Origin of the sequence: Candidatus Tisiphia endosymbiont of Nedyus quadrimaculatus, from assembly GCF_964059235.1 — a bacterium.
In the GTDB taxonomy this organism is placed as follows: Bacteria; Pseudomonadota; Alphaproteobacteria; order Rickettsiales; family Rickettsiaceae; genus Tisiphia.
In genome coordinates this window covers 240,325-258,503 of the sequence record NZ_OZ060452.1, presented here as the reverse complement: position 1 = coordinate 258,503, position 18,179 = coordinate 240,325, and the positions used below count along the sequence as shown (strand labels likewise).

Below are 18,179 nucleotides of genomic sequence, written 5' to 3'. Positions count from 1 at the left end.
TAACATGCGACATAAAATTAAGGGTAGAAAGCTTAATAGAACAAGTAGTCATAGACAGGCGATGTTTGCTAATATGGCTGTGGCACTTGTGATGAATGAGCAAATAAAAACAACTTTACCTAAGGCTAAAGAGCTTAGGCCATATATTGAAGTGCTGATAACTAAGGCCAAAAAATCTGATTTAGCGACTAGAAGAATGGTGCTTGCTAAAATCAAAGATAAAGTTGCTACTGAAAAACTTATTAGTGTTTTAGGCAAAAGATATAGTGAACGTCCAGGTGGTTATACTAGGATAATAAAGGCTGGTTTTCGTTATGGGGATATGGCATCAGTAGCTTATATTGAGTTCGTTGATAGAGATGTAAATAGTAAAGGCTGTGGACTTCCAAAAGCAGAAAGCCATAACCATGAAGAATAAAATTAATGAATCTGTAGGAAAATAATCAATATGGCTAATCATTCATCAGCAAAAAAGGCAATAAGACAAACAATAAAAAAAACTTTAATAAATAAGAATAGGTCAAGTAGAATTAAAACATACATAAAAAAAGTTTTGCAAGAAGTTATTAGTGGCTCAAAAGAATCGGCTAAATTAGCTTTGACTGTTGCACAATCTGAAATAATGAAAGGCGTAACAAAAAACATTATCAAATTAAATACAGCCTCACGTAAAATCAGTAGATTATCTCAAAAAATTAAAAATATGAATTAGCTTCTAGCTTCTTGTGTATACCTTCTGTGTCTTAGTTCGATGAAAAACGGTTTAATAGCCTCGGTGTCATCCCCCCGCCTTACTTATTATCCACGTTTCTAGATTTGTGGGACGTCATATATGACGTCAGTAGGTTCAAATATACGACTTTTAAAAGATGTGGGTAATAGTAGGTATGTAAATATAAGTGAGGATTCGAGAACAAAAAGGAGTGTCCACAAATTGATTTTTTTGGTAATTTTGTTGTCAAAATTTGCTTTCGTTCCTCATGGACATCATAGTACCCTACATTTTTTATATAACCACTATTAAAATGGCTGCTGATAGTCTATTAGCGAGGAGTCGCTGAAAGCGGCGACGCGGCAATCCAGGATACGCGAAGCGTTACTCTAAAAAAACAGCTTTGCTGTTTACCTAGATCGCCACGGCATCTAAAGATGCCTCGCGATGACGATTATAGAAAAATGTAGGGTACTATACATGGACATATACGTACTGCTTGTGGTTACTTGGCTACTTTTTTACTCAGAAATTCCTCAAAAATTATTCAATTTGTGGGTACTTCCCCAAAATAACGAACAGATAGACCATAAAAATGAAACCTTCACAGCTAGATAGAAAATGTATGCAAGGACCTAGTTGAGAGGGATATACTTGATGAAAATCAAGAATTGCGTTGTCGTCTTCAGGGATCGTAGGTCACAACTGTCGAAAGTTCGAAGGTAGAGCGGGTTTTAGAGGATTTTCATAAGTAAAAAAGTAGATATAATCAAGTATTAGTTAAAAGATACACCGACTAATATAATTTACCTTGCTCATTGATAAGGAATTTATTAAAGATATTATACTTTTTTATTCACGAAATCTCTCTAAAACCTGCTCTACCTTCGAACTTTCGACAGTTGTGGATCGTAGGTAGCCACGTACTAAATGTACGCCTAGCACCTCGACCCTTTGACTCCTGCTACTATTATAATTTTGATTCTATCGTCTATCAACTCTTCATTTACGAGTAGTATATGCTAAAGATTTCCGCTTTTATTATCACAAAAAATGCAGCTATTAGAGTTGCAAGAGCTATCAATAGTGTTAAGGGTATTGTGGGGGAGATTATTGTTATTGATAGTGGGAGTACCGATGATACAGTGCAAATTGCTAGAAATTTGGAAGCCAAAGTCATTTCTAACGAATGGAATGGATATGTTAAACAAAAAACTTTTGGTGAAAATTTATGTCAGAATGATTGGATATTAAATATTGATGCTGATGAAGCATTGTCAAAAGAATTACAGGATGAAATAGAGTTTATATTCGCTTCAAATAATCAAAATAACTATTTAGCCTATCGTGCTAAAATTGTCACATTGCACCGTAATGATGATAAGACTCGCTGCTTTGCTCCTTATAATAAATGCATCCGATTGTATAATCGTAAATATAGTAGTTTTTCTGATAATAATAACATTACTACCCATGATTCGGTGTTATTTAATCTAAATATTAGTTCACAAAACAAAATATATGATTTAAATGGTATAATTTATCGTAGGCTTGGCACGTCAATTGAACAACTGATAGCTAAAGCAAATTGCTATTCCTCCGAGCAAGCAGAAAATTTAGTTAAACTAGGTAGGAGTCCATCGAAAACAAGAATTGTTACAGAAACTATGGTTTATTTTTTTAAATCATTTTTTATAAGACGATATTGGGTATTTGGTTTTGATGGTTTTGTTGACTCTATGATTTTTGCTTTTGCACGGTTTATAAGACTTGCTAAAGCAAGAGAGTTGTTAAATAATAAAAAAGACGATAACAACATAGAAGCATAGATTACATAATAGTCTACAATTTTTGTAAGGAGTTTAGTAGCAAGCTCAGCATATAGACATAAATACAGGGCAGTTTAAAAGTCACTACCAGTGGGTGGTATAAATATAGATTTAGCTACTATCGATGTCATCCCAGCTTCGGTGCGGGATCTAAAAAAATGTCCTGAGGGGTTGTTTATAGATTGTGTAGACCCTTGCTTTCGCAAGGGGAACATCAATTCTATTACTATGACTCAAACATTTCTAGGTTAGCTATAATGTATATAAGGCTATACGCTAGTTATGGTTAAAACATTTCCATGTTAGCTACACTACTACTTTCTGTAAACAAAATTAAAAAATTTTAAAATAATTGCTTGCACAAAATAAAATTTTACTGTATGTATAACTAGAAATAATAAAACCGTTTGTTACGGTTTTTTGTTATAAGAAATATATACTCAAATGATTTGAGTATAATCGAGGTTGAAAATGAATAGATTAAAGAGATTATCGGCAAACTAATCAAAAATAAATATTGGTAAAGTTCAAATGACCCTAGGGAAGATATTAATAAGTCGAAGATCCTATATATATGGACTATTATTTGTTGCAGTAGTGACTGTTGTAGTGATAGTTTCTATCAAAAAAGTAGTCAATAGACAAGCTCCAGCACAGCAAGTTGACAATCAAGCTGTCGTAATTCCTGTTGAAGTGGTTAAGGCTCAATATTCAGAGGAGACAAATGATATATTGGTTACAACAGGCAAAACCTTAGCCTATGAAACACATGCAGTTAAAGTCAATACAACAGGAAGAATTAAAGAACTTGACTTGCCTATAGGTAGCTATGTTAAAAAAGGTGATATTTTAGCGGTATTAGATACCACGCAAATTGACTATCTGATTGAACTGGCAAATGAAGAGTATCGTCTTAAAGAGAAAAAATCTAATGCGATGAAGCAGTTATTGGATAAGAATCTCATTAGATATACAGAGTATGTGAACCATAACATAGAATACTTGGATGCTAAACAAAAATATTATACATTACTTGATGAAAAAACCAATCATTATGTTGTTGCACCATTAAGTGGAATTGTTGAACGAAAACTTGTCACTGTTGGGGAGCTTGTTACACAAAAGGATAAAATAGTCGTTCTTTATGATATTCATATTATCAAGGTTGCGTTTGGTCTTGATGAAAGCGACTATCAAAAATTTAAAAGTTCGGGAGGGAGCTATGTCAACATCTATATTCCCGCTTTAAACTTAGCCCTTAAACTAAGTGATTTTAAAACTTCAGAAATTGCCCAAGATAAGAATCACTCAGTCTATATTGAGGCATTTATTCCAAATGATGATAATTCAATTATGCCGGGCTTATTTGTTAACGTAAATGTTATTTTCAATGGCAACAAGCAACGGATAAAATTGCCAAATTCAGCTGTTTTTTTTGACTCTTATTACTATGTCTATATTATTGAGAATAATACAGCTAAAAAAGTAAGGATTGAAATAGGTGATAGTGATAGTCAAAGTGTAGAGGTAGTTAGTGGCATCAAACCGAATGACCAAGTGGTTATTTCAGGAAAGAAGGGATTGTATGACGGAGTAAAGGTTTTGATTGAAGATGAGACAACTCACTCAACAATACGAAATAGACCATAACTTATTGACGCACTGGAATCGAAACTTGACAAATTATAATAATAGTTTGATAAATCGAGGATATTTCAATTATATTTACAATATATTAATACTTTCTTTCATTGTCGGAGGACTGAATATAAATGAATAAAAAAATTCAAAAACTATACTTTTTTATGATACTGCTATTTTGTAGTTCTGTTAATGCTCGTGAGAATAATGATGATAACACAGCTCAACTTAAGCAATTAAACAGAATTCAAGCAGGTACTATACAGGATCAAAAGAGGAAGGAACTTAAGCTTCGGGAAGAATTGGAGAAAAAAGAGCAAGAACTGGAGGAATCTCAAAATATTAATGGTAGTGATACCTCAGATAACTCAAATTCTTCATCGAATACTGGACAAAGAACTAATAGTAGTAATAATTCTGCTCCAGAACAGTATATTGGTAGTAATAATCGTAATACTCAAGATAATGCAAGTTCTCAAATGAATTCTACAGTATATGTAAATGATGACAAAAATCTTGATATTATAAAAGTTCCAAATACTACTGATTCTGTGCAGAAAACTAATCAATCACCAAGTGATATAACTGGAAATTCGAACCAACAAGAAATAATGTCAGGTGATAATAAGCGATCGAATAGTCAAATTGACCAATTGGATTCAGATGATGAATTGCTGGAAACACGTGAAAATACTTTGAAATTTGAACTATTGCAGAGTGATATTGAAAAAGCTGAAGCAAAATTATTAGAGTTGCAGAGCAGAGAAAATGATTTGAATAATGCTTATATGGAGAAAAAATTAGCATTTGAAGAACTAGAGCAACTACAATCACAATTGCCTAAACACCCAGAGATAAAAGATAATTCATTAAATCATCTGCAAAAGACTAAAGCAAACGAGCAGCTACTTAATGATCTAAAAGAACAACAACAGAAAGTAACAGCTTTAAAAGATCAGAGGGAAGCTTTGGCTAAAGAGAAACAGGTAAAGGATGAAGAATTTAGAAAGGTAAAGGGTGAGTATGAAGAAGCTCAGCAAAAATTAGTGGAAGATAAGAACAAATTTGAGGAAGAAAGTAAGAATCTACAAAAAAAGATGACAGCCTTAGAGGATGGTAATAAGCAGTTGGAAAAGAATTTAGTAGATGCTGAAAAAAATGCAGAAGCTTTGACTAAAGAGACACAGGCAAAAGATGTGGAATTAAAAAGGGTACAAGATAAGTTGAATGAAACGATAGCAGCTCACGAATTAGACAAGCAAGTTACGCAAGACACAATAGCAAAGAAACAACAGGCATTAGAATTAGCTCAGCAAGCATTAATAGAACAGGAGAGCAAGCTTAAGAAGGAAAGTGATAAGTCTCTAAATTTGCAAGAGAATATAACAGCTTTAAAAGATCAGATGGAAGCTTTGGCTAAAGAAAAACAGGTAAAGGATGAAGAATTTAGAAAGGTAAAGGGTGAGTATGAAGAAGCTCAGCAAAAATTAGTGGAAGATAAGAACAAATTTGAGGAAGAAAGTAAGAATCTACAAAAAAAGATGACAGCCTTAGAGGATGGTAATAAGCAGTTGGAAAAGAATTTAGTAGATGCTGAAGAAAATGCAGAAGCTTTGACTAAAGAGACACAGGCAAAAGATGTGGAATTAGAAAGGGTACAAGATAAGTTGAATGAAACGATAGCAGCTCACGAATTAGACAAACAAGTTACGCAAGACACAATAGCAAAGAAACAACAGGCATTAGAATTAGCTCAGCAAGCATTAATAGAACAGGAGAGCAAGCTTAAGAAGGAAAGTGATAAGTCTCTAAATTTGCAAGAGAATATAACAGCTTTAAAAGATCAGATGGAAGCTTTGGCTAAAGAAAAACAGGTAAAGGATGAAGAATTTAGAAAGGTAAAGGGTGAGTATGAAGAAGCTCAGCAAAAATTAGTGGAAGATAAGAACAAATTTGAGGAAGAAAGTAAGAATCTACAAAAAAAGATGACAGCCTTAGAGGATGGTAATAAGCAGTTGGAAAATAACTTAGTAGATGCTGAAAGAAATGCAGAAGCTTTGACTAAAGAGACACAGGCAAAAGATGTGGAATTAAAAAGGGTACAAGATAAGTTGAATGAAACGATAGCAGCTCACGAATTAGACAAACAAGTTACGCAAGACACAATAGCAAAGAAACAACAGGCATTAGAATTAGCTCAGCAAGCATTAATAGAACAGGAGAGCAAGCTTAAGGAGGAAAGTGATAAGTCTCTAAATTTGCAAGAGAATATAACAGCTTTAAAAGATCAGATGGAAGCTTTGGCTAAAGAAAAACAGGTAAAGGATGAAGAATTTAGAAAGGTAAAGGGTGAGTATGAAGAAGCTCAGCAAAAATTAGTGGAAGATAAGAACAAATTTGAGGAAGAAAGTAAGAATCTACAAAAAAAGATGACAGCCTTAGAGGATGGTAATAAGCAGTTGGAAAATAACTTAGTAGATGCTGAAAGAAATGCAGAAGCTTTGACTAAAGTACAACAGGAAAAAGATGACGAATTAAAAGCGTTACAGGTTAAGTTAGTTGAAGAGCTTAAAGCTCATGAAGCAAAAGAGCAAGCATTTAAAGCAGAAAAAGATACGATAGAGAAAAATTTAGCAGAGTCGATTAAGGCTAATAAAATACTAGAACGAGAACTTGTAGCAAAAGAGCAGAATATGACACGTCTGACTAACAGTTATCAAAAACCATGGCAAGCAGCACAGAAGATCAAAGAGCTGGAAGAACAAATTACAGCTTTGAAGCAAAATCATGAAAGTAAGTTGGCAAAGTATGAACAAGAAAATCAGTCTCTTAAAAGTCAAATAGCTGTGAATAAAACAGAACAGGCAAACGGTGCAGCATTAAAACATGATATGTGTGGATTAGCTCAGCAAGAATTAGTTGACACACGAAAAACAATGGAGCAGTTAAAAGCAGACAATGACATTAAGGGATATCCTAGTTTAGATGATTTAAAAAAATCGCCCGATCTATTAGATCAGAAACTTGCTACAACTAACCTACTAGTAGAACAACATAGCAACAAAACTCCAGTTGTAATCCAAGAACACTCTCCAGCTAAGGTAGATAGTACAGTAAAAATAGTAGGAACTGGAGTTAGGGACGTATCAAAAGAACAGAATAGTCCTCCCTCAAAGCGGCAGGTAATCGTAAAACAAGATACTGCTGTAACTCCAGCTGTAAAAAATACCAATCCCAAATCTAACACCCAGCGAAAATTAAATACAGTACCTCAAGTATGGAAGTAGAGTTGTATTAAATGATAAAAAGATTGTTGGAACATAGTAGCTTCTTTATTGTGATAAATATTGTGGTTGTGCTATTTGGTATATACTCATATTTGCAGCTGAAAATTCAACTTTTACCAAATATTCCTGTTTCAAATATTTACATTTCTATCATTAACCCGAATGTAAAGCCGGACCTGATAGAGAAATATACTACCAAACCTTTTGAGGAAGTTTTTTCACATATTGATGGTCTTAAGTCGATTATTGCTATTAGTCAGTTAGGAGAGAGTAAAATAACTCTAACTATTGCCAAAAAAGTTCCTATAGAACAAGCAATTAATCAAGTTAGAGATTTTATATTAAAAAATAAGTCTCTCCTGCCAGAGGGGGCTAAAGAGCCTATAATATCTACTGAAAGCTTTTCTGTTTTACCAATGATGTATATTGCGGTGAGTTCTAAGAACAATGTATCAGCTACTGCTGATGATATTGAGTTGATCAAAAAAACGCTTAAATATGTCGATGGTGTAGCCAATACATCTAGTTTTGGTGTGACTGAAAAAGTGATTAGTATCGATATTGATCCTGAAAAGATTGCAAAATATTATATCCCGTTAGATAGTATTCTTGCTTCGTTAACACTACAAAACAGTGATTTCTCTGGTGGTAAGTTATCAAATCAATATAAAACAGAGTATATTTCTTTTGATACAGCAATTAATAAGTTGAGTGATTTTGGCGAAATCAATTTAGAAAGTAATAATGTTGCTGTAAAATTAAAAAATATTGCCAACATTACAATATCAGATAAAGAAGCACATAGCCTTGCTTATTTTGACATGGATAAAATTGTTTTATTAGGTATTTTTGCTAAGTCGGATACAAATCCAATCGATGTATCAAAGAGTGTAAAACATTTCCTAGAACATTATGAAAAAGCCAATCCCCAATTTATCTTTCAGGTTATTATCGATGATAGCCAAGATATTTTACAAGCATTTCAAGAAGTAAGAAAAACTTTGCTTGAATCGGTCTTGTTGGTGTCAGTAATTGTTTTACTGCTAATGGGATCATTGCGATATTCAATTATTGCAATTTGTGCAATTCCAGTCTCGATTGCAGCTTGTTTTGTTATGCTGTACTTATGTGGTTTTACACTCAATGCTATAACGATGTTGGCTATGGTACTGGCTATAGGGTTAGTGGTTGACGACTCTATTGTAGTGATTGAGAATGCTGAACATTATTATCGGAAGAATAAAGATGCTTTAACTAGTATATTGCAAGCAATTTATAGTCTTTTTTTATCTGTTTTAATATTGATGTTTACGCTAGTAGTAATATATGTCCCTATTTTGTTTATTAAAGGAGAAGTAGGAAAAATTTTGCAGGAATTTGCTTTGTCAGTAATTGCTTGTTTAGTGATGTCCTTTATTGTTGCATTTACCTTAACACCCATATTGTTTTTAAAATTAGCAAATAATACGTATGAAAGCAAATTTGCTCAAATTGTTAATAAGATGCTGGATATGATTACCTATAAATATACGGGGTCTTTATTTTTTATTATACGCCATGCCAAAATATTTTTATCCTTGGTGACTATCGTTGTAGCGGCTGGTACATATGTTGCAGTTAACAATATGAAAATAGAAATTGAGCCATTTGAAAAAAAAGATATGCTTATACTTACTAACACCTTTATGGTTAATACCAATTTAAGTTACATCCATCACTATATGGAGAAAATTACTAAAATAATCAAGGATAATGATAATATAAAATATACTCTGAACATTGAAGAATCACCACGTTCAACGATTTGGTTGATATTAAAAGATAAAACTAAAGCGGTACAAACATTGCATGAAATTGAAGCTAAACTAGCAAAAATAGCAGTGGGTGGAGATATTTCAGTGAAATTTGTTCAAGGGAAAAATGCTGGTTCAGCAAAGGGTAACGTTGAGTTAAGCTTTTATGTCAATAACCAATCATCCATGGAGAATGCTTGGCAGGATGTTCATTTTATACAGACTAACTCAAAAGATTTATTTACTAATGTTATAGCTATTGAGGCTTCACCTGTACAAGATTATAAAATTTGGTGTAATCAGGATAAGTTATTTAAATATGGTTTAAGTCAGAGAGATATATCAAGTACGTTAGATATTCTGTTTAATGCTAGGAAGATAGGGAACTTTAAGCACTATGATAATACCTATGATGTCATCGCTAAATCAGATCCTAAATTTGGCAAGACACTAAGTAATATACAAAATATGTTCATTACAACACAGAAAAATGGAGAAAACCTTATTCAGCTTAAGGATATATGTGATATTAATAGGGTGAATACCGTTAATCAAATTATGCGTTATAATGAGCAATATTCCATTGAAGTAATTGCCACTGCTAAACATGGTATTAAATTACAGGATGCAGTTCATTTTATTAATCAGTTAAACAGCAAGTTACCAAATGATAGTGATATTAGCTATAGTGAGCAAACGCAAATACTTATTGATTCAACATCATCATTTACAGTACTAATTTTACTATCTGTACTTGGACTCTACTTATTAATGTTTGCACGCTTTAACGACTCAATTCTATCATTTTTTATTTTAGTTGGGGGAATTCCAGCCGCTTTAAGTGTAGCATTATTGAGCTTATATTTTTCTCAAGGGGGGTTAAATATATATACGCAAATATCACTTATCACATTAGCAGGATTAATGACTAAGCATAGTGTGTTGTTGTGTAGTGCAATGCATCAGAAGGGGCAAAGAACTCTAAAAACAATAGTAACAGCGGCAACATCAAGAATCAGGGCAATTTTAATTACTTCTTTAGCTATGAGTATTGGTTTGTTGTCACTTTTCTTTGATAATGGCAACTATGCCAATAGTCGTTTTCAAATGGCTATAGTTTTGGTAACAGGGATTGTTGTTGGATCGATATTAACACTTTATGTAACACCTTTGCTTTATGTTGGTTTTCATCAACTGTCGAAAGTTAGAAGAGGCAGGGGGCAGTAGTAAAAGCTATTAATTAAATATATAAAAGATAGCTTTAATTATACAGGATAATGATAGCACAAATATTAACCCCACTAAGTATAATATTACAAACCAAAGCCATTGTTTGGATTTTTGAGAAAATTGTTGAAAAATAAAAATTTTTCTCAACTTGCTAATACATAGGGTGATGAGTCGATTTTCCACGGAATATATAATAACAATAAGTTGTATAACCCAATATTATTGGTAAGAGTGTTGCCGCTCCTACCAACATTAGAGATTGTGATTCTGCTGCCGCTGCCGCTTGCCACAGAGATATTTGATGTGGTACTATAAAAGGCCAAATACTTAAGATAAGCCCCAAATAGCCTAGAACAAAAAGTAAAACTGAGTAACAGAAAGGCTGAAATTCTTTATTCTTATAAAGAGATGAAAGTAACCTAAATAATGTAAAAATAGTTAAAATGGGGATTAATGAGAGATATATAAAATTAGGCATACTAAACCAAAATATACGAATTCGCTCATTTAAAAACGGTACCCATAAACTTACTAAACCCATAAATAATATAACATACATTAATACGTATGATGCGGATTTACGAGCCCATATTTGGGTATTTTCGTCAGTCTTCATTATCAGCCAAGTAGCACCAAGAAGAGCGTAACCAAATACTAGAGCAATGCCTGTCATGATAGAAAAAGGTGTGAGCCAATCAAAAGCATTGCCAACAAATACCCTGCCATCAATTTTAATTCCTTGTATAAAAGCTCCTAGCATAATCCCCTGAAATAATGCAGCGATGATAGAGCCAAAATGGAAAGAGTAATCCCATATAAAACAATATTTTAGAGAGGTTTTAAATCTAAATTCAAAAGCTACTCCGCGGAAGATTAATCCCAAAAGCATTACGGTAATTGGTATATAGAAGGCTGACATCAAAACTGAATAAGCTAGTGGGAATGCGGCAAATAACCCACCACCACCTAAAACTAACCAAGTTTCATTACCGTCCCAAAATGGTACTACAGAGTTCATCATTTTATTGCGGCAATCTTGAGTAGGAGCAAATGGGAATAATATACCAATTCCTAGATCAAAACCATCTAATAATACATAAAGAAAGATTGCTGTGGCAATTATTCCACCCCAAACCAAAGGTAAATCTATATAGGGAGCAAAATTAAGCATGGTTGACCTTACCTGTTGGATTTCCTAGTACTACAGTAGTACTAACGTTAAAACGATGTCATCCGAGCTACGGCAGGGATCTAATAATGTTTAATAGTCTTTTAGGCTATTTTTTTAGATTCCGCACCGAAGCGGGAATGACATACTAGTGATTCACGCGGGCAGTGCCTTCCCGCATAGCCGCGGATGAGAGCTCTTCACCTAGTACTATAGTTGTAGTAGTAGGTCCTTTTTTTATTAAAGTTATAATATAATAAATGCCTCCGCCAAATATAAAAGCATACACTATAACAAAAGCAATTAGTGAGGCAAAGATATATTGACCTAATACTGGTGAAGATACTTCAGATGTTCTGAGTATATTATATACTATATAAGGTTGCCTACCAACTTCTGTAACAAACCAACCTGCTAATATTGCTATAAAACCAGATGGAGTCATCAACATGCACCAATATTGAAACCATTTTGTATCAAATAATCTTTTACGTAAGTATAAAACTAATGCAATAACCCCAGTAATTACCATTAATATACCGATTCCTACCATTACTCGGAAGGAAAGAAATATTATTAATACAGGAGGTCGATTTTCTTTTGGCCATTCTTTTAAACCTTTTACTTCTCCATCTAAGCTGTGTGTCAGTAATAAGCTAGCAACTTTTGGTATTTCTATAGTATATTTTGTCGTCTCTTCTTCTGCTGAAGGCCAGCCAAAGAGTCTAAGGCCTGCTCCTTTCTCCGTGTCCCATATACCTTCTATAGCAGCAACTTTTGCCGGTTGATGTTTTAGAGTATTTAACCCATGTTGATCACCAATAAGAAGTTGTATGGGGGTAACAGCTACTGCCATTAACATTGCCATGCCAAACATGATTCTAGCATGGTTAACAAATTTTTTATGTAAAAGATAGCATGCAGCAACACCACCAATTGCAAAAGCTGTAGTTAAATATGCTGCTACAATCATATGACAAAAACGATATGGAAATGAAGGATTAAAAATAATTTCTAACCAACTGACCGGGTATAAAATATTATCTGCTCGTACTTCATAACCAGTAGGAGTTTGCATCCAGCTATTAGCTGCAAGAATCCAAAAAGCAGAGATAATTGTACCAACTGCCACGATTAAAGTGGCAGCGAAGTGCATATTTTTACTGACTCTATTCCAGCCAAATAGCATAATTCCAAGGAAAGATGATTCCAAAAAAAATGCAGTAAGCACTTCAAAACCTAATAGTGGTCCAAGTACATTACCTACCTTATCAGAGAAACCTGACCAATTAGTACCAAATTGATAAGACATAACAACGCCTGATACCACTCCCATACCAAAAGTAATAGCAAAAATCTTAATCCAAAATTTATATATTTCTTGATAAATATTATTGCCAGTTTTAATCCATAACCCTTCTACAACAGCAAGCCAGCTAGCAAGACCAATGGTAAAGGACGGAAAAATTATATGAAAACTTATGGTAAAGGCAAATTGTATACGAGATAGTAGATTAGGATCGAATTCCATATTGTTACTTTTTTGCTATAGTCAATTGATGAGAAGTAGGTAGTGTCGTCTTCGATCGATCGCCTATTACATATAGGCGTTGCTCCATCGCTCCTGCTACCCAACCCTCCTGAATTGACTACAACCGATAAGAGGCTTCTTTGATAAAAAATACTATAGTCAATTTTATTTTCAAATGCTACCATACACTATGCGTACTAGATTGTCACGTTAAGTTAACCTGAATTTGATGTAATAAATTAATAGTAGGCTCAAGTAATCATCGCCATTATGTTATCTCTACCCTCGGATATCTTAAAAATTTTTTAAATATTGCTTGCATGTAATGGAATTTTACTATACTATGACCACGAATTTCCGTTTGAAACGGAAATTCGTAATATAAAAACTAACTGGAGGAATAAATATGACGTTTGGAAGAATGTTTAAACAAGTTGTTGTTAAAGTATGCTATGGTGGTTTTACTACTTTATTTGATAAAAATCCTTTATTTACAGCTGTAAAAACAGGTAACGTAAAGTTAGTAAATCATTTAGTTACAAAAGGTAATGTAAATAATCAAGATAAAGACGGTAATACTGTACTACATTATGCAACAGAACATAAGAACAATCCTAAGAGTACTGAGATCACTGAAATGTTATTAGACATGAACGCAGATCCAAATATAGCTAATAAGGAGAGTAATACACCATTAAACATTGCTTCTAGAAATGGTAATTATGAAGATGTTCTTCTATTAGAAGCACATGGTGCTGAATTTACAAAACCAGAGTTGTTTCAGGCTCAGCTGGGTAAGAATATAAATGCTTTTTCGCACACTTTAAAATCTATATTATTGAAGAACAAATCAATGGGTTTATCATCTGATGCTCATTTAAAAAAGATAAGTGATATTGTAGAATCCTTATATGAAGCAACAAGTCATGATTACACTACTGATTATTCGTTTAATAATAAATGTACTACTATATACCAAAATGTACTTGATCGTGATATTGGTGCAGCGTCTGTTCCATTGTCAGGGGCAGATGAGGGGCTATCTTTTGATTCTTAATGAAGCAAGTGGGTAGCAATTAGAAAATGGATGAAACATATATTAACCTTAAGTATCGATGTAAGACATCAGTTTAACTCGATAATCAGGTTTTTATTGAGTTATATAATTCAGGACAGTTTAAAAGTCATGAAAAGAAGGCGAGAAGATGTCATTCCCGCGTAGGCGGGAATCTAAAAATACAAAACATCTTAGACTTAAAGATTTTTAAGATCCCCGCCGTAGCTCGGATGACATAAACTGCCATGAATTGTAGCCTTCAGAAAAATACTTGATTATCGAGTTTAATAGCCTAGGGTGTCATCCCTGCCCCTTCGGATGTCACCCCTGCTTTGGGTGCGGGGTCTAAAAAAATAGCATAGAAGGTATGTTATATAGTTTTAGACCCCTGCCTACGCAGGGGTGACATAAAAGGAGAGGTAGGGGTAACATAATGGTGGCAGGGGTGACATCACCCCTAATGGTGATGATTACTTGAGCCTACTATTAATTTATTACATCGATACTCGAGGTTATATATAGACAAAAACAACAGCTAGAGCAGCAGAAATAATTAGAATTAACACGGAAATAATGTAATTGGTATTTACTTTTTGATTATTATACCTTATATTTAAAAAATATTAATTTTGTATACAAAGTCTTACTTATGGCAAATTTACAGGTCAAACTTAACTCGTTAATGGCTCAAAGAAAGATAAATGCTATAGATATAGAGAGGGAAACTGGACTAAGTAGAAATACTGTCTATAGCATTTTGTATGGTAGTTCAAAAAATCCTAGTGCTAATAATTTACAATTGATTGCAAAAGCCTTAGACATTAACTTGGAAGCTCTTGTTGTTGATAATGAAATAAACCTTGAGATACTAACTGTTGATCAGATAAAAATCTTTAGTAAAGCTACTAGTGCAACAATTAATATGTTAATTGAAAGAAACTTAAGTTTCTCATTGAAAAACCTTACAACTCTAATAAAAGAAGTATATGAGTATGCTTTGAAGAAGCAGTCTGTTGATAATACATTTATAGATTGGATAATTGATAAATATCATAAACCTTAATTGTGTGATTATAGACACGGTTACAAGATAATTGTCAGATGAGTAAATTTATAGTGCCTGTCAGTAGCAACTAAAAATTCAATCAGAAGACTTAACATTGTCAGTATTTTTAGTAGGAGCAATTCTACCAACCATTTCATCTAGTGATACTTGAAAATAATCTGCTAGGGCTACTACAATTTGACTATTTAAAGTTTTTTGTCCCCTATTACTATTAACAAAACTATGTAAAGAGTTATTACTAAAACCTATATTCATGCCTAATTTATATAAGTTTAAATTTTGTTTATTTACCTTATCAATCAAAAACTTCTTTATATTAGAAGTAATGTCACTTGGTATAATTTTATAAAATTCTAGACTTTCTACATTAGGTAAAGAAATATATTTATTTCTTCCTACAACTTCATCCATAGAACACTTAAAGTAGTCAGCAATTTTCAATATATTGCTAATAGTTGGGTTAGCTTTCAGACATTGCATAATATTAGTTACAGTAGAATAAGAAATGCCACTTTGTTCAGCAAAATCTTTTCTTGTTAATTTTAATTCATCAAACTTTCTTTTGAGGAATTCTTGTATTGGGTGAACAAGAGCCATATACTCAGAACAATTAAAAATTAAATACTTCCACTGTAGAAATATTTTTTCTTGACACCTCAAAATAACTATAATAAACTAGCAAAATAGAATGAGATTATTAAAAAAGAGATCAATGATTATTGATTAATTTTTTAAAGCAAAGAATATATTTTGCTAAATCTCAAACTAAAAAAACAATATAATACTTAAGCTCTACTCTTAAATAAAGCTCAAGTATTATATTGAATATTATAGTCAACTGGTAAGTACTTTCAAGTTCGCAAAATTTCTAAGTACTTACTATTAGCATTAATCAAATAGCATCAAATGCTATTTAAATAATAACCCTTTTATTGAGGTATACTATGATCATATACAAATTTCTTAACCAAATCAACCCCAAATCAACCTATTTCAACCCCATTTATTTTCACAATCCTAGTAATACTATAATTCTATAATGTAAATGGTATCAATCTTAGAACAATACAATGGAAATAGAATATGTATTACCCACTATTAGTCATTCTAGCATTTAGCATAATCATTGGGCAGATGTTGTTAATTAGGTTATTGGTTAGGTGGTTTAATAATATCAAACTAAACTATAACAATATTCTTAGCACCAGTAAAGATTTCCCCAATACCTACATCAAGGCAAAAGATGAAGTAGCACTATTGCATAAAGAAATAAAAGAGTTAATTACTCTAACTACTAAGAAAGAGCAAGGTGTATCACAGATCACATTTCATTTGGAAGAGATGCAGTTATACATAAAAATGCTACTTGATGAATTTAGAGTATTTTCTAGCAATACTACGCCAAAGACCAAGAAACAAGAATAATCCTTATATACTCGATGAAAATCAAGAATTGCGTTGTCGTCTTCAGGGATCTTCGGTGCTCACGTACTAAATGTACGCTCCGCTCCTCGACCCTTTGACTCCTAGCACTTCATAATTTTGATCTTCGTCTATCAACTCTTCATTTACGAGTAGTATATGTTCAAGATTCATGCGAGTATACCCTAACTCAATATATATAAAAATAAGAGACAAAGAGATATATTAGGAATATAATCTTTAAATATCAGATTTATTAGGAATATATTCATGATTATCAAGAGATGTTTAAATTTAAAATTACCTGAGAAGCAATCTTGTTTTTTATGGGGGGCTCGTAAAACTGGTAAATCAACATATTTAAAAAAATGCTTTCCAAACGCTCTTTATATAGACTTACTGCAAGCAGATATATATCAAATTTATTTCCAACATCCGGAACGTTTAAGAGAAGAAATAAACGCACAAAATAAAGTATCTACTATCATTATCGATGAAGTACAAAAAGTACCTTTGCTTCTTGATGAAGTGCATCATTTAATAGAATCAAATAAGTTTTTGGCAAATAATTCTCTACAATTTATTCTTTGTGGATCAAGTGCAAGGCGATTAAAATCAACTGGAGCTAATTTACTTGGAGGTAGAGCTTGGAGATATATGTTTTTACCACTATGTTATCCTGAACTGAAAGAGCTGAATTGGCATAAAATATGTAATCATGGGCTTATTCCAGACCATTATATAGCTTCGCAGAATATTCATAAATATTTAGCTTCATATTTATATGATTATATTTTACCGGAAGTCCAATTTGAGGCAAGTCTGAGGAAAAGAGAGGCTTTTGCTAGATTTTTAGAAATTATAGGAATTTCTAATGGTGAGATGATCAATTATAGTAATATTGCTCGGGATTGTGCAGTAGATGCAAAAACTGTTAGAACATATTTTGAAATATTAGAGGATATGTATCTTGGGTATCATTTATATCCTTATAGATCACGTACTAAACGACAAATTATTACAGAAACACCTAAATTCTATCTTTTTGATACTGCTCTTGTTAATTATTTAAGAAAATATGAGTATCAAGAAATGATAGGATTTGAAGCTGGTAAAGCTTTTGAGCATTATGTGTTTCTAGAATTTATAGCATATAAATATCTAAATGATAAAAGAGATCAGTTATGTTATTGGCGTACGAAAGAAGGTTACGAGGTTGATTTTATCGTACAGGATAATGCATTTGAAGTTAAAATTTCCTCTTCTATACAAAAAAATCATTTAAAAGGACTTTTAGAATTTGCAAAAGAGCATAATTTTAAATTACATGTTATTAGCTTAGAAAAAACAAAACGTGTAATCGTATTAGACAATAAAGAAATTACTATTTGGCCTATAAGAGAGTTTCTAGATATGTTATGGGGAAATAATATATGGACGTGA

Annotated in this window: 13 protein-coding genes and 1 pseudogene; 11 read left to right on the top strand and 3 right to left on the bottom strand. The window is 32.6% G+C overall.

The annotated features are described in order from the left end of the window. The first annotated feature begins 4 nt into the window (after positions 1-4). The 6 genes from rplQ to AB3211_RS01235 all read left to right on the top strand — a co-directional run bounded on the left by rplQ (position 5) and on the right by AB3211_RS01235 (position 10,489). Positions 5-418, top strand: a complete 414-nt coding sequence (gene rplQ / locus AB3211_RS01260; RefSeq protein ID WP_341757714.1) for a 50S ribosomal protein L17 — start codon at positions 5-7, stop codon at positions 416-418. Positions 419-448: 30 nt separating this feature from the next. Then, the gene (gene rpsT, locus AB3211_RS01255; RefSeq protein ID WP_341748197.1) at positions 449-712 is read left to right on the top strand and encodes a 30S ribosomal protein S20; all 264 of its coding nucleotides are present in this window, start codon (positions 449-451) and stop codon (positions 710-712) included. A gap of 1,019 nt (positions 713-1,731) precedes the next feature. Continuing rightward, positions 1,732-2,541, top strand: a complete 810-nt coding sequence (locus AB3211_RS01250; RefSeq protein ID WP_367364405.1) for a glycosyltransferase family 2 protein — start codon at positions 1,732-1,734, stop codon at positions 2,539-2,541. Between the two features lie 531 nt (positions 2,542-3,072). Then, positions 3,073-4,191, top strand: coding sequence for an efflux RND transporter periplasmic adaptor subunit (locus AB3211_RS01245; RefSeq protein WP_367364404.1), 1,119 nt, complete (start codon positions 3,073-3,075; stop codon positions 4,189-4,191). Positions 4,192-4,313: 122 nt separating this feature from the next. Continuing rightward, a complete protein-coding gene (locus tag AB3211_RS01240) occupies positions 4,314-7,469 on the top strand; it encodes a hypothetical protein (protein ID WP_367364403.1) in 3,156 nt (1,051 codons plus the stop codon). Between the two features lie 11 nt (positions 7,470-7,480). Then, entirely contained in the window at positions 7,481-10,489 is a 3,009-nt protein-coding gene (locus tag AB3211_RS01235; RefSeq protein WP_367364402.1) for an efflux RND transporter permease subunit, read from the top strand. 154 nt (positions 10,490-10,643) lie between these two features. Here the strand turns inward: AB3211_RS01235 and cydB are convergent, their stop codons facing one another. Further along, a complete protein-coding gene (gene cydB, locus AB3211_RS01230; protein WP_367364401.1) occupies positions 10,644-11,663 on the bottom strand; it encodes a cytochrome d ubiquinol oxidase subunit II in 1,020 nt (339 codons plus the stop codon). Between the two features lie 145 nt (positions 11,664-11,808). Continuing rightward, positions 11,809-13,191, bottom strand: coding sequence for a cytochrome ubiquinol oxidase subunit I (locus AB3211_RS01225; protein WP_367364400.1), 1,383 nt, complete (start codon positions 13,189-13,191; stop codon positions 11,809-11,811). 406 nt (positions 13,192-13,597) lie between these two features. Here AB3211_RS01225 and AB3211_RS01220 point away from each other — a divergent pair, with 406 nt between their 5' ends. Then, a complete protein-coding gene (locus AB3211_RS01220) occupies positions 13,598-14,248 on the top strand; it encodes an ankyrin repeat domain-containing protein (protein ID WP_367364399.1) in 651 nt (216 codons plus the stop codon). Positions 14,249-14,897: 649 nt separating this feature from the next. Continuing rightward, positions 14,898-15,311, top strand: a complete 414-nt coding sequence (locus AB3211_RS01215) for a helix-turn-helix domain-containing protein (protein ID WP_341754650.1) — start codon at positions 14,898-14,900, stop codon at positions 15,309-15,311. A gap of 78 nt (positions 15,312-15,389) precedes the next feature. On the opposite strand, the gene AB3211_RS01210 is transcribed toward AB3211_RS01215, so the two are convergent. Beyond that, entirely contained in the window at positions 15,390-15,911 is a 522-nt protein-coding gene (locus AB3211_RS01210; RefSeq protein WP_367364398.1) for a helix-turn-helix domain-containing protein, read from the bottom strand. A gap of 486 nt (positions 15,912-16,397) precedes the next feature. Here AB3211_RS01210 and AB3211_RS01205 point away from each other — a divergent pair, with 486 nt between their 5' ends. The 3 genes and pseudogenes from AB3211_RS01205 (at position 16,398) to AB3211_RS01195 (ending at position 18,179) form a co-directional block, all read left to right on the top strand. Beyond that, the gene (locus tag AB3211_RS01205; RefSeq protein ID WP_367364397.1) at positions 16,398-16,739 is read left to right on the top strand and encodes a hypothetical protein; all 342 of its coding nucleotides are present in this window, start codon (positions 16,398-16,400) and stop codon (positions 16,737-16,739) included. 267 nt (positions 16,740-17,006) lie between these two features. Then, positions 17,007-17,411, top strand: a pseudogene (locus AB3211_RS01200) (AAA family ATPase); the annotation flags it as partial. Beyond that, complete coding sequence (locus AB3211_RS01195) at positions 17,394-18,179, top strand: ATP-binding protein (RefSeq protein WP_367364784.1); 786 nt, start codon at positions 17,394-17,396, stop codon at positions 18,177-18,179. The pseudogene AB3211_RS01200 and the gene AB3211_RS01195, both read left to right, overlap by 18 nt.